This is a genomic window from Sphingosinicellaceae bacterium (assembly GCA_019285715.1).
Taxonomy (GTDB): domain Bacteria; phylum Pseudomonadota; class Alphaproteobacteria; order Sphingomonadales; family Sphingomonadaceae; genus Glacieibacterium.
The window spans coordinates 3,683,924-3,697,380 of the sequence record CP079108.1 but is presented as its reverse complement, the minus strand read 5'-3'; the positions used below and the strand labels follow the sequence as shown (position 1 = coordinate 3,697,380).

13 protein-coding genes are annotated in these 13,457 nt (G+C 68.6%); 4 read left to right on the top strand and 9 right to left on the bottom strand.

Features of this window, described 5'->3' with window-relative positions:
* Nucleotides 1-132: 132 nt before the first annotated feature.
* Complete coding sequence (locus KX816_17035; GenBank protein QXQ08638.1) at nt 133-1,476, top strand: MFS transporter; 1,344 nt, start codon at nt 133-135, stop codon at nt 1,474-1,476.
* Between the two features lie 60 nt (nt 1,477-1,536).
* Here KX816_17035 and KX816_17030 read toward each other — a convergent pair whose 3' ends face one another.
* Nucleotides 1,537-1,962, bottom strand: coding sequence for a hypothetical protein (locus KX816_17030; GenBank protein QXQ05892.1), 426 nt, complete (start codon nt 1,960-1,962; stop codon nt 1,537-1,539).
* Nucleotides 1,963-2,111: 149 nt separating this feature from the next.
* Here KX816_17030 and KX816_17025 point away from each other — a divergent pair, with 149 nt between their 5' ends.
* Entirely contained in the window at nt 2,112-2,429 is a 318-nt protein-coding gene (locus tag KX816_17025; protein QXQ05891.1) for an REDY-like protein HapK, read from the top strand.
* A 40-nt stretch (nt 2,430-2,469) separates the two neighbouring features.
* On the opposite strand, the gene KX816_17020 is transcribed toward KX816_17025, so the two are convergent.
* From KX816_17020 to KX816_16995, 6 genes are all read right to left on the bottom strand, one after another.
* Nucleotides 2,470-2,880: a F0F1 ATP synthase subunit epsilon gene (locus KX816_17020; GenBank protein ID QXQ05890.1), complete on the bottom strand. Its 411-nt coding sequence runs from the start codon at nt 2,878-2,880 to the stop codon at nt 2,470-2,472.
* Nucleotide 2,881: 1 nt separating this feature from the next.
* A complete protein-coding gene (gene atpD / locus KX816_17015) occupies nt 2,882-4,345 on the bottom strand; it encodes a F0F1 ATP synthase subunit beta (protein ID QXQ05889.1) in 1,464 nt (487 codons plus the stop codon).
* Nucleotides 4,346-4,373: 28 nt separating this feature from the next.
* Nucleotides 4,374-4,670: a hypothetical protein gene (locus KX816_17010; GenBank protein ID QXQ05888.1), complete on the bottom strand. Its 297-nt coding sequence runs from the start codon at nt 4,668-4,670 to the stop codon at nt 4,374-4,376.
* Nucleotides 4,667-5,554 carry a F0F1 ATP synthase subunit gamma gene (locus KX816_17005; GenBank protein ID QXQ05887.1) on the bottom strand — a complete coding sequence of 296 codons (888 nt, stop codon included), beginning with the start codon at nt 5,552-5,554 and terminating at the stop codon, nt 4,667-4,669. The genes KX816_17010 and KX816_17005 overlap by 4 nt, the downstream gene beginning before the upstream one ends.
* 97 nt (nt 5,555-5,651) lie before the next feature.
* Entirely contained in the window at nt 5,652-7,187 is a 1,536-nt protein-coding gene (atpA, locus tag KX816_17000) for a F0F1 ATP synthase subunit alpha (GenBank protein QXQ05886.1), read from the bottom strand.
* Between the two features lie 29 nt (nt 7,188-7,216).
* Nucleotides 7,217-7,771 (bottom strand): F0F1 ATP synthase subunit delta, encoded by a 555-nt coding sequence (locus KX816_16995; protein ID QXQ05885.1) that lies wholly within the window; start codon nt 7,769-7,771, stop codon nt 7,217-7,219.
* A 289-nt stretch (nt 7,772-8,060) separates the two neighbouring features.
* Here KX816_16995 and KX816_16990 point away from each other — a divergent pair, with 289 nt between their 5' ends.
* Entirely contained in the window at nt 8,061-8,627 is a 567-nt protein-coding gene (locus tag KX816_16990; protein QXQ05884.1) for a PEPxxWA-CTERM sorting domain-containing protein, read from the top strand.
* 40 nt (nt 8,628-8,667) lie between these two features.
* Here the strand turns inward: KX816_16990 and KX816_16985 are convergent, their stop codons facing one another.
* A complete protein-coding gene (locus tag KX816_16985) occupies nt 8,668-10,974 on the bottom strand; it encodes a patatin-like protein (protein QXQ05883.1) in 2,307 nt (768 codons plus the stop codon).
* Between the two features lie 50 nt (nt 10,975-11,024).
* Nucleotides 11,025-12,683, bottom strand: a complete 1,659-nt coding sequence (locus KX816_16980) for an alkaline phosphatase family protein (protein ID QXQ05882.1) — start codon at nt 12,681-12,683, stop codon at nt 11,025-11,027.
* A gap of 122 nt (nt 12,684-12,805) precedes the next feature.
* Between KX816_16980 and KX816_16975 the strand changes: the two genes are divergently transcribed.
* Complete coding sequence (locus tag KX816_16975) at nt 12,806-13,444, top strand: DUF1211 domain-containing protein (protein ID QXQ05881.1); 639 nt, start codon at nt 12,806-12,808, stop codon at nt 13,442-13,444.
* Nucleotides 13,445-13,457: the final 13 nt, after the last annotated feature.

Sequence of the window (13,457 nt, the reverse complement as noted above, 5' to 3'; positions counted from 1 at the left end):
CGCGCTTGCACTCCCCCGGCTTTCCGCCATGGTCGTGACATACGACCTGGGGAGGTTGCCATCGACACCGTGACGCCGCCGCTTGCGCTCGGCCGTCCTCGACCGCTCGGCCCTGCGGCCTGGGCCTGGGCGCTGTTCCAGGGAGCGCGCGATCCTTATGTGATCCTCGTCACGATCTACGTGTTCGCGCCGTATTTCGCGACCGTCGTGGTCGGCGATCCGGTGCGCGGGCAGGCGGTGACCGCGATGGCGGCCAAATACGGCGGCTGGGCGGTGATGCTGGTCGCGCCGCTGCTCGGGGCGATCGTCGACCGCACCGGACGCCGGAAGCCGGCGCTGCTGCTGGTCACCGGGCTGCTGATCCCGTGCGCGGCGGTGCTGTGGACGGTGACCCCCGACGGCGGCCCGCTCGGCATCGGCGGGGTGGTGGCGCTGTTTGCCGTGGTGACCTTGCTCTACGCGCTGTCCGACACGCTCCATAATGCGCTGCTGCTGCCCGCTGCCGGACCACTGAACGCCGGTGCCGCATCCGGCCTCGCGCTGGCGTTCGGCAATTTCGTCTCGGTGTTCCTGCTGGCCTTCGTGCTGTGGGCATTCGCGCTGCCCGGCCATGTGCCGTGGAGCTGGATCCCGGCCGCGCCGCTGTTCGGCATCGAACCCGCCAGCCACCAGCAGGATCGCATCGTCGGGCCGATCGTCGCGGTGACGATGGCGCTGCTCAGCCTGCCGTTGTTCCTCCGCGTCCCCGACGTGCCCGCCACCGGGATGCGCCTCGGGGCGGCGATCCGAGCCGGCGCGGGCGACCTGGTCCGGCTGGTCCGCGAGGCGCGCGGCCACGCCAACGCGCTGACTTACATTGGCGCGCGCATGGTGTTCACCGACGGGCTGACCGGCATCCTGGTGTTCAGCGGGGTCTATGCGGCCGGGCGGATGGGCTGGGGCACGCTCGAACTGCTCGCCTATGGGGTGTTGCTGAGCTGCGTCGCGGTGATCGGCGGCCTGATGGCGGGGTGGCTCGACAGCCGCGTCGGGCCGAAGCTGGCGCTGCAGATCGAGCTGACGCTGGTGATAATCTCGCAACTGATCTCGCTTGGCATCGGACGAGACGAATTGTTCTACCAGCCCTGGGACGCTACCGCCCATGCGCCGCTATGGCGCGGCCCGATGTTCACGACGGTCCCGGAGGTCGCGCTGATCTCCGCCGGCTTCCTCGCGGCGCTGTCGATCACCGCCTGCTACGCCTCGAGCCGGACGATGCTGACCCGGGTGGTGCCACCGGAGCGCATCGGCGCGTTCTTCGGGATCTATTCGCTCGCCGGGCTGGCGACGAGCTGGCTGGCGCCGATGCTGGTCCAGTACACGACGGTGGCGACACATTCGCAGCGTCTCGGCTTGCTGCCGATCAGCGTGCTGCTGGCGGTCGGGCTGCTGCTGCTCGGGCTGGTGCGCGGCGGCGGGCGGCTGCCGGCGAGTTAGACAGCGTCCTATGCTGTCATTCCCGCCTCCGCGGGGATGACAAACCGGCTTTGCGACCGCCTAGTCCTGCGGAATGCCCCGCGCCGCCTTCTTCTCGGCGCGGTACTGGTCCTGCATCTGCTGCTGGCAGCCGGTGCCGCCGCCCGGCCCGATGTTGGTGCAGCTGCCGATGCTGCCGCCGGCACCGCCCGCCGCCTGGCCGACGAGCGCGCCGCGGCCTGCCGCGCCGGGCTTGCCGATGTCGTTGCGGACGGCCGGCGGAATCCGGTAGCGCTCCTCGTCGGGGCGGCGCGAGCACACGATGATCTCGTTCTTGTCATCGGATTTCGGGCAGGCGTCGTTACCGTAGACGATGACCAGTTTCTCGCGCGGCTGGGTACCGTCGGTCGACGCGGGCGGCTTCAGCGACGACTGCGCCAGCGCCGGTGCGGACACGCCCGTCTGGGCAGCGACCGCGAGTATGGCAATCAGGATCAGTCGACGCATGCTTCACTCCCGGCGGTCCGTGCGGTCCAGTTGATATGGCAACGCATAGCAGAGCCGGAACGGTGCGGTAGCTGCTTTCGTTGATGGGGCTGTGCCCCCAACGTCGGAGGGGCTGCGCTAGTTTGTCCGGCCTATCCCGAGGATCCCCAATGCGAATCATCGTGCTGCTCAACCTGAAGCCCGACGTCACTGCTGCCGACTACGAGGAGTGGGCCCGGACGCGCGACATTCCTGGCATCCGCTCGCTGCCCTCCGTCGACGACTTGACCGTGCTCAGGACGACCGGCCTGCTCGGTGCCGAGGGCAAGGCCCCGTACGACTATGTCGAGATCATGGAAGTCGCCGACATGACCGGATTCTGGACCGACATCGCTACCGAGGCGAGCCGGGCGGTCGCGAAGGAACTGGTGCAGTGGGTCGCGGGGCCACCGGTGTTCATGCTGACCGAGGAGGTGAGCACGGTCTGAGCTGAACGTCTCCCCCTCCCTCGTGAGGGAGGGGAAAAGATTAGTTGACCGCCGCTGCCTGCATGGCTTCGAGGCTGGCGACGCGCTTCTCGGCGAGGTCGCGTTCGGCATCGCCTGCCGCTGCGGCAAGCGACGCACGGGCTTCGGCCAGCCGGGTGGCCCCACCCTCGATGTCGATCTCGCCGACCGGCGTCGCGCTCTCGGCGAGGATCGTCAGGCCGGTGGCGGAGACTTCCGCGAAGCCGCCGTCGACGAAAATCCGCTCCGGCACGTCGTTCATGCTGGTCGGATAGACCGCGATCGCGCCGGGGCGGATTGTCGACATCAACGGCGCGTGACCGGGCAGGACGCCGAAGTCGCCCTCGCTCCCCGGCACGACGACCATGTAGACTTCACCGGAGCGCAGCAGGCGCTCCGGGCTGACCAGCTCGAAGTGGAACAGGTCGGCCATGTTACGCGGCCTCTGCAGCCAGGCGCTGGCCCTTGGCGACGGCATCCTCGATGGTGCCGACCATGTAGAAGGCGTTCTCGGGCAGGTGATCGTACTCGCCGGCGACGATCGCCTTGAAGCCCTTGATGGTGTCCTCGACGGCGACGAACACGCCCGGCGTGCCGGTGAAGATCTCGGCGACGAAGAATGGCTGGCTGAGGAAGCGCTGGATCTTGCGGGCGCGGCTGACGGTCAATTTGTCGTCCTCCGACAGCTCGTCCATCCCGAGGATGGCGATGATGTCCTGGAGCGACTTGTAACGCTGCAGGACCTCCTGGACCGAGCGGGCGACGGCGTAATGCTCCTCGCCGACGGTGCGCGGCTCAAGCACGCGCGAGGTCGAGTCGAGGGGGTCGACGGCCGGGTAGATGCCGAGTTCCGAAATCGCGCGGCTCAGCGTCGTCGTCGCGTCCAGGTGGGCGAACGAGGTCGCCGGCGCCGGGTCGGTCAGGTCGTCGGCGGGCACGTAGATCGCCTGTACCGAGGTGATCGAGCCCTTGGTGGTCGAGGTGATGCGCTCCTGCAGCTGGCCCATGTCGGTGGCGAGCGTCGGCTGATAGCCCACGGCCGACGGGATGCGGCCGAGCAGGGCGGACACTTCCGAGCCGGCCTGGGTGAAGCGGAAGATGTTGTCGACGAAGAAGAGCACGTCCTGGCCCTCGACGTCGCGGAAATATTCGGCGTTGGTCAGGCCCGACAGCGCGACGCGGGCACGGGCGCCCGGGGGCTCGTTCATCTGGCCGTACACAAGCGCAACCTTGGAGCCTTCGCTGGTCGGGTTGCCGTCGGCGTCCTTCGCGATGACCCCGGCGTCGAGGAATTCGTGGTAAAGGTCGTTGCCCTCGCGGGTGCGCTCGCCGACGCCGGCGAACACGGAGGTGCCGCCGTGGCCCTTGGCGATGTTGTTGATCAGCTCCTGGATCAGCACGGTCTTGCCGACGCCGGCACCGCCGAACAGCCCGATCTTGCCGCCCTTGGCGTAAGGGGCGATGAGGTCGATGACCTTGATGCCGGTGACCAGGATCGAGCTGTCGGTGGCCTGGTCGATGAACAGCGGCGCCTCGGCGTGGATCGGCATGGTGGTCGTCGCATTGACCGGACCGCGCTCGTCGATCGGCTCGCCGATGACGTTGAGGATGCGCCCGAGCGTGGCGGGGCCGACCGGCACGCGGATCTGCGAGCCGGTGTCGGTGACTTCCTGGCCGCGGACGAGGCCGTCGGTGGCATCCATCGCGATGGTGCGGACGGTATTCTCGCCGAGGTGCTGGGCGACTTCGAGGACCAGGCGGCGGTCCTCGATACGGGTCTCGAGCGCGCTCAGGATCGCCGGCAGGTCGGTGTCGAAGTGCACGTCGACGACGGCACCGATGACCTGCGACACGCGGCCGACGTTGTTGGTGGTGGGGGTGGTGGGGGTGGTGGCCATGGGGTGGTCCTCTGAAATCCGTTAGATCTTACTGCTGCGGCAGCGACGAGCAGCGCGGGCCGCCGTCGAGCCAGGTCCACGACTTGCCGTCGCGGCCGACGAGAGCGGTGCTGGTGCGCCACTTCTTGCCCTTGAACTTCTCGTCCCAGGTGCATTTGAACTCGGTCGGATCGCCGAGCTTGGTGCACGACAGGTTGCGGATCGGCGGGCAGGTCTCGCCCTGCGCGGTGCGCAGCTTGGTGAACTTCTTCTCGGACGGGCCGTCCGGAGCGGCGGCGATGGTCGCCACCGCGACCGCCGCGATCATGGCGATACGGAGCATCATATCGCTTCGGCCCCCGAGATGATCTCGATGAGCTCCTTGGTGATCGCCGCCTGCCGGGTGCGGTTGTAGGTCACCGTCAGGCGCTTGATGATGTCGCCGGCGTTGTTGGTCGAGTTTTCCATCGCGTTCATCTGCGCGCCGAAGAAGCTCGCCTGATTCTCCAGCATGGCGCGGAACACCTGCACCGCGATGTTGCGCGGCAGCAGGTCGGCGAGAATGGTCTCCTCGTCGGGCTCGTACTCGATGGTCGCGTCGGCACCGTCGCTGGGGGCGGCGTCGGCGGCACTCGGCAGCGCGGCCGGGATCAGGCGGACCGCCATCGGCTCCTGGACCAGCGCCGAGCGGAACTTGGAGAAGAACATCTCGGCGACGTCGAACTCACCCGCTTCGAAGCGCCGGATGACTTCGTCGCCGATGACCTGCGCCTCGGTGAACTTGAGCGGCTTGCCGTGGGTCAGCTCGAGCGTGTCGATGATCTGGCTGCGGTGGGTGCGCAGGAACGCGGCGCGGCCCTTCTTGCCGGCCATCAGCAGCTTGACGGTCTTGCCTTCGCGCTGGAGCTCCTCGGCACGGCGGCGCGCGAGGCGGACGATGTTGGTGTTGAACCCGCCCGCGAGGCCGCGCTCCGAGGTCACCACGAGCAGCAGGTAGGTCTGGTCGGCCCCGGTGCCCGCGAGCAGGCGCGGCGACTCAGGACCCACTGTGACGCGGCTGCCGAGCGACGCCATGACGTGTGCCATGCGCTCCGAGTACGGACGCGCTGCTTCCGCCGCTTCCTGCGCGCGACGCAGCTTCGACGCGGCGACCATCTTGAGCGCCCGGGTGATCTTCTGCGTCGACTTCACCGAAGCGATGCGGACCTTTAGGGCTTTGAGGCTTGCCATCTTCTCTTTCTGACCTCGTCATCCCGGCGAAAGCCGGGACCCATTCCGCTCCGATTGGGTCCCGGCTTTCGCCGGGATGACGATCGTTTATCCAGCTTTACGCGAACGACTTGGCGAAGCTGCCGATGGCCTCGTTGAGGCCCTTCTTGGTGTCGTCGGAGATGTCCTTCGACGTGCGGATCGCATCGAGCAGGCCGGCATGCTCGGCCTTGATGTAGCTGAGCAGGGAGCCCTCGAAGCGGGTCACGGCCTTGACCGGAACCGTGTCGAGGTGACCGTTGACGCCGGCGAAGATCGAAACGACCTGTTCCTCGAACGGCATCGGCTTGAACTGACCCTGCTTGAGCAGCTCGGTCAGGCGCGCGCCGCGATTGAGCAATTTCTGGGTCGAGGCGTCGAGGTCCGAGCCGAACTGCGCGAACGCCGCCATCTCGCGGTACTGCGCCAGTTCCAGCTTGATCGAGCCGGCGACCTTCTTCATCGCCTTGGTCTGCGCGGCCGAGCCGACGCGGCTGACCGAGAGGCCGACGTTGATGGCCGGGCGGACGCCCTGGTAGAACAGCTCGGTCTCCAGGAAGATCTGGCCGTCGGTGATCGAGATGACATTCGTCGGAATGTACGCCGAGACGTCCCCGGCCTGGGTCTCGATGATCGGCAGCGCCGTCAGCGAGCCGTTGCCGTGCGCGTCGCTCATCTTGGCGGCACGCTCGAGCAGCCGCGAGTGCAGGTAGAAGACGTCGCCAGGATAGGCTTCGCGGCCCGGCGGACGGCGCAGCAGTAGCGACATCTGGCGGTAGGCGACGGCCTGCTTCGACAGGTCGTCGTAGACGATAACCGCGTGCATGCCGTTGTCGCGGAAATACTCGCCCATCGCGCAGCCGGTGTAGGGCGCGAGGAACTGCAGCGGAGCGGGCTCCGAAGCGGTCGCGGCGACGACGATGGTGTACTCCATCGCGCCGTTCTCCTCGAGCGCGCGGACGATCTGTGCGACGGTCGAGCGCTTCTGGCCGACCGCGACGTAGATGCAGAACAGCTTTTTGCTGTCATCGTCGCCGGCGGCTTCGTTGGTGACCTTCTGGTTGATGAAGGTGTCGAGCGCGACGGCGGTCTTGCCGGTCTGGCGGTCGCCGATGATCAGCTCGCGCTGGCCGCGGCCGACGGGAACCAGTGCATCGAGGGCCTTGAGGCCGGTCTGCATCGGCTCGTTGACCGACTTGCGCGGGATGATGCCGGGGGCCTTCACTTCGACGCGGCTGCGCTTGACGTCGGTCAGCGGGCCCTTGCCGTCGATCGGGTTGCCGAGGCCGTCGACGACGCGCCCGAGCAGGCCACGACCGACCGGCACGTCGACGATGTCGCCGGTACGCTTGACGGTGTCGCCTTCCTTCACGCCAGCGTCGGAGCCGAAGATTACGATGCCGACGTTATCGGCCTCGAGATTGAGCGCCATGCCCTTGAGGCCGCCCGGGAACTCGACCATCTCGCCCGCCTGGACGTTGTCGAGGCCGTGGACGCGCGCGATGCCGTCGCCGACCGACAGCACCTGGCCGACTTCGGAAACTTCGGCCTCGGTACCGAAAGAAGCGATCTGGTCCTTGATGACCTTCGAGATTTCCGCAGCGCGGATGTCCATTGTCAGCCTTTCCTAGACGGCGAGTGCCGTCAGCCTTTCATCGCGTGAGCGAGAGTGTTCAACTTGGTACGGAGCGAGCTGTCGATCATCTGTGAACCGACACGGACAACCAGCCCGCCGAGGATGTCCTTGTCGACCCGCAGGTCGAGCGCCACGTCGCGGCGCAAACGGGTCTTGAGCGCGGTCTTCAGCGCGGCCTGCTGGTCCGCATCGAGCGGCAGCGCACTGGTCACGGTGGCCGTGGTCTCGCCACGCTGGCGGGCGGCGAGGGCGTTGAAATCGCGGATGATCGCGGGCAGGTCGCCAAGGCGGCGGTTGGCGGCAAGGACACCGAGAAACTTGGTGGTGAGGCTATCGAGCCCGAGGCTGACGGCGACGCCGGCGATGCCGCGCCCGGCGGACGGGCGGTCGAGACGCGGGCTGGTGGTCAGCGTCCGCAGGTCGGCCGATTCGCTCAGCGCGCCCTTCAGCGTCGCCAGGCTGGCGGCGACGGCGCCAAGGCTACCATCCCCCTGCGCAAGATCGAACAGCGCGGTCGCATAGCGTCCCGACAGTCCAGCAACGATGCCGCCCGATGTTTCCACGAACCTCGCCCAGAGTGAAATGGCTTGGAAGAATATGCCCGCGCGAGACCCGAAAAGGCCCCTGGCGCTGACGGCGGCGGCGTTAGCATGGGGGTTGGTGCGATGCAAGGCAGCGACCCCGGCGCGGACCCGCCTACCGCCCGTTAGGGAAGATGACTAACGGTTGATAGTGCGCCAGATCGGTTCGTCGCAAAGCGATCGGAATCGCGGCGCGGGACGCATCCGGTAGCCGATCTGGCGAGTATGCACGACGGGGCCATTCATGCCTCGGTAATAGACAGGGCTTGCAATGCGAATGGTTTTCACGGGCGCGATGGCCGCCCTCGTTCTTTCCGCGACTCCGGCGTTGGCGCAGGTCCAGACCATCAACATCGGGGCGTCGTTCGCGACCACGCCGTACACCTACGATTTCGGTGGCGGTAACACGCTGACGATCAGCAACACCGGCGATTTCTTCGCGCCGGAGGCGGTCTCGACCGGTGGCAACCTAAAGGTCGGCGGCTTCGGCGCGCCGTTCTACGACCCGCCGCAGCCGACCTCCTATTTCTTCAACCGCGGCGGCAGCTTCGGCCCCGGCGGCGAGCTGCCGCTGTTCCTGTCGTTCGCGACACCCGCCGCCGTCGCCTACTCGATCTCGGAGGGCCTCGTCGGCTTTCGCTTCGATCTCGGTCAGGGCCTGCAGTACGGCTATGCGGATACCGCCGGGACCACGCTCTACGGCTTCCGCTTCGAGACCACGCCCGGCGTCAGCGTCGCGTTCGGTGCGGTCCCCGAGCCGGCAACCTGGGCGCTTCTGGTCGGCGGCTTCGGCATGACCGGTGCCATGATGCGGCGACGCAAGCTCGCGGTCGCCTAGCCGACCTTCCGGGATGCTCTAGCCGACCTCCCGGGACGTTTTAGCCGACCTCCCGGTCGAGGGTGGCGAACAGCTCCGGGATGGCGGTGAGCCGGTCGCGCTCGGCGTCGAGGATGGCGCGGAATGCCCGGGTCTTGAAGGGGGCAGCGTCGATGGCGCTGCCCTCAGGCGCCGCCGAGACGACGATGTCGATCAGTCGCTCGGCGGCGTGGAGGCGGCCCCACAGATAGTCGTTCTCGCGGTAGGCGCGGCTGAAGAACGCCCCGAAGGCGTTGAACTGGATGCCTTTCAGCGTGCCGCCGCGCCGGATCGCGACGGCGTCGTCGGGCGAGATGCGGTCGACCAGGATCTCGTCGAATTCGTCGAGGCCGTCGCCTTCGAGCAGCGGCAGCATCGGGATGTCGTAGAACGGGAAGCCGAGGTAGGCGCGCAGCAGCGCCTTGCGGAATTGCGAAGGCAGCTTGGTGGCGAGCACCTCGACCAGCCGCGCGTCGGTCGCGTCGTCGAGTGGCTTGAGGTCCATCGCCCGGCCGAGCCCGTCGAGCGCCGCCTGCGGATCGGTCGCGGCGGCCGCGGCATCGAGGTGGACCGAGTCGGTATAAAACGCGCTCTGCCGACGCCCGAGATAGGGTGCCAGCATCGTGTAGAGCGCGGCCTTGAGCTGCTCGACGGCGCGGCGGTCGGCGCTGTCCTCGACCGCCACCGCGAGGCCGTTGAGGCGCCGGATGACGAACCGGAGCCGGCGGATGCGGAACTCCAGGTCAAAGCTGCGCAGGAAGGTGACGTAGTCGGACAGCGCCCCGCCCCGCAGTGTTGCGGCGGCGACCTGGTCGAAGCCGGCGGCCCGCACCGACCGCCACAGGCCCTGCCGGACGAGTTCGTCGGTGCGCGCCGAGGCATGGCCGCCGAGGTCGATCAGGCGCTCGGCCAGTGCTTCGACGACGTGGCTGAGCTTGAGCTGGGCGTAGGCGGCGTAAGCGTATCCGGCCTCCTTGGCGGCGACGCTCTGGGTCCGCGAGCGCCAGTCCGACAGTCGGGTTCGGGTCAGCTTGAACATGAAGAAACGGGCCCCCACCGCGCCCTCGATTGCCGCGTCGACCTGCGGGGTCATGCCGTCGACGACGAAGCGCAGCCGCCGGATCCTCGACGACAGGGTCGCGATGGCCGCAAGGTTGTCGCGGATCGGCTGTTCGCGCGGGATGTCGGCGAGGCTGCGCAGCACGGTGGAGAACCAGCCGGGCAGGACCTCGCCCGCCGCCCGGTCGGTGTGTGCCCCGGGCTTGGGGTCGATGTAGACGAAGCGGCGGTCGACCTCGCGGTGCGCGGGGCGATGGCGCAGCGCCTCGATCGCCGGTCCGAACGGGCGGTTGTTGAGGACGCTGCCGTCGATCAGCGTCGCGTCGCCGTTGCCGTGGCGCTCCGGAAAGACCCGCGCGACGAAAGCCGAGCGGCTGTCCCAATGGGCGGCGCGCGACGCGACGACCGCGTCGACCTCGCCGATGCGGGCGGGCGGAAAGGCCCCGGGGAACGATGCGGTCGCGCGTGCGGCGAACGTCAGCTCGGCGCGGTTGCCAAGGCAGCGGCCGTCGGCACGCGCGGTCGCGTCGCCGCCGCCGGGTGAGACGAAGTGGATGACCAGCCGGTGCTCGGTCTCGACGATGTCGGCGGGCGAGTGCAGGCGCAGGTGCTCGGGGCTGCCGTAATAGTCGGTGACGGTCACGAACAGGTCGAGCGGTAGCCCGGCGGGGATCAGCGGCGGGCCGCGCTCACCCGCCTCCATCGCGACAAAGCCGTCGTACAGCATGCCCGTAAAGGCATCGCCCGAGAACGGCGGCTTGAACCACTTCGAGCGCATCAGCCGCGACAGCTTGGCCCGGACCTCGGCGCGAACTTCGGGCTCGACCAGGTCCATGCCGATGCCGCGGCGCTGCGCCCACCACACCAGCGGTGCCGCCCACCATTTGCTGAAGCGCCCGGCCGCACCTTCGGGCTCGAGCAGCTTGTCGATGTCGGCACCGCCAAGCCACAGGTCGCGCAGCGCTTCGAGGTCGAAGCCGCCGGCGATGGCGTGCGACAGGAAAATGCCGTTGATGCCGCCGGCACTTGCCCCCGCGATGATGTCGCTGACGATGCGCAAGTCGAGGCGCGGGGCGAGCTCGGCGATCAGGTCGAGGTAGACGGCCTCGGAATCGCGGATCATGACCTTGTGCTCGGCATCGGGCCGCGCGTGCGCCGCCGCCGACGCGCGCAACAGCTTCCAGACCTCCTTGGTAATGCCGTGCATGTAGACCGCGAGGCTGACGCCGCCGTAGCAGACGAGCGCGAGCCGCAGTTCCTTCTCGCGCATGGTCGCTCCCCGGTTGCTCTTAAGGCGCTTCGGAGCGGACCTGAAAGACGTTACTTTGCCGCTGGTGCACAGCTGTTCCCGGTCGCGGTCGCGTCGAGGTCGAGGCAGCGACCGTCCACCGTCGTCGTCGGCACCCCGAGCAGCCCCGCCAGCGTCGGCGCGATGTCGACGGTCTCGACCGGCAGCGGCTGCTCGAAGCCGGTCGCGCCCGGCCACCAGAACAGCATCGGCACGCGGCGGTCGTAGTTCCACGGGCTACCATGGCCCGCGACATAGTCGCCGAGCACCGCGGGAGCCCCGCCGCTGCTGTACGGTTTATGCGCGACCGCGATGTCGCCGCTGCGCTCCGGGTCGTAGCTCTCGTGGAAGCGCTCGGCGAGGGTCAGTTCGTCGACCGGCTTGCCCGGCGGCGGGACCGCGGCGGCGACCTCCGCCCGGCTGAACACCGCGACGACGTCGGGGCGAGCGCGGAGCAGGCGGGTCGCGGCAGCAGCGATCTGCGCCGTCAGCTTCGGGTCGCGCTCACCGAAACCGGTGATGTTGATCTGCTGCGCGTCACCGGCGAGCGGCTGGAAGTCGAGCTTGAGCTCGGCCTGCACCGCACCCCCGACCTCGGCGATCACGTCGGCGCTCAGGCGCTCGGCCGGAACCCCGCGCGCCGCGACCCGCTCGGCCGCATCGATGCCGCCGTGGTCGGCGCTCAGCACGACGACGACCGGCACCTTCAACGCCGCCAGCTTGGCCAGGAACACGCCGAGCGCGCGGTCGAGATGGGCGAGGTTGTCGCACGCCTCGACACCCTCGCTGCCGTAGCGGTGCCCGACATAATCGGTGGCGCTGAGGCTGACCGCGAGCAGGTCGGGAGCCGGGCCGCGTCCGAGCTTGAAGCGGTCGAGCAGCGCCGCCGCCATGTCGAGCGTCGTCTCGTCGAGCATCGGGGTCGCGCGGAAATACTTGAGGTTGGCGGGGTCGGTCCAGTCGCCGGTGTAGCCCGCGGGCGGGATGCTGTGCGCGACGGTCAGTTTGCCGAACTGGTCGCTGCCGCCCGCGACGCAGCCCATGCCGGCGGGCCGCCAGACCGGCGGGGCCTTGGCCCAGCGGGTCGCCAGCGCCTTGTTGAACGCGGCCACCGGAGCCAGTCGCGCCTCGGCCAGCGTACCGGCGGGGACGTAGGTGTTGAAGCCGCGCTCGTCGTCCCACCAGAAGACGCCGTCGGGATTGTGACCGGCCATGGTGATTGCGGCGCGGTCCTTGCCCGACACTGCATAGACCCGGCTGGCGGGGTTGGCGGTCTTCATCCACTCGCCGAGCGTCGGCACCCTGAGGTGGGCGGGTCCGCGCGGGGCGGTCTCGCGGCCGGGGACCGGACCGGCGGGGTCCTCGACGCAGTATACCTGCCGGCCGAGCGTCGGGTCGTACCACATGTTGGCGACGATCCCGGTCGCGGCGGGGTGGCGCCCCGTCAGCAGCGTCGAATGGCCCGGGCAGGTCTCGGTCGCGGCGTGGCTCTGGTAGCCGCTCGGGAACACCGCGCCCGCCTGCATCAGCTTGAGGCCGCCGGTGAAGCGCCCGCGGTACTGGGCAAACAGCGCCGCCGAGAACTGGTCGATCGAGATCGCGACGACAAGCTTCGGGCGCGGCGGCGGCGCCGCGCTGGCCCCCGTCGCAACTCCGAGTAGAACCAGCACGGCGGCAAAGCGCTTGATCATCGTCGTTTCCTTCGCGCGCCGGTCTAGGCCGGACATCCGGTGGCGATCAATCCGTCGCCGATATTTCAGGCGCATGACAGTGGGCTTTCGCGCGCGACCGCCACCGCATAGGCTGGCCTCCGATGACCAGCCCCGCGCACCACGACCGCGTCCAGCTCGACCGGCTGGTGTTCTTCTCCGACGCGATCTTCGCGATTGCGATTACCCTGCTGATCATCGAGGTTCGCGTCCCCGAACTGCACCACCCGGTCACCGAGCTCGAACTTGCCAACGCCCTGCTGGCGCTGATCCCGCAGTATATCGGCTTCCTGATCAGCTTCTTCGTGATCGGGCGGTTCTGGATCGGCCACCACCGCGCCTTCGGCTACCTGACCAGGGCCAACGACCGCATCGTCTGGCGCAACCTGCTGTTCCTGCTCAGCATCGCCTTCATGCCGTTCCCAACCGCGGTGATCAGCAACTACGCCAGCACCCGCGTCGGCATCGGCTTCTACGCGGTCTGGCTGACCTTTGCCGGCCTGATGAACCTGCTCGTCATGCGAACGCTCGCGACCAGCGACCTGCTCGATCCGATCGTCGACCCGGTCGAGCGGCGGCGCGGGCAGCGGCGCGCATGGGCGCCGGTCTTCGTCGGTGTCCTCGCGTTCACGGCGGGCATGATCCTGCCCTACGCGGCGTTCGTGCCACTGCTTGCCAGCCCGCTCATCGTCCGCTGGTTCGGGCGCGTCGGTAAGCCGAAGGCGCCCTTGCCCTCCGCCTGACCCGGCGCTATGT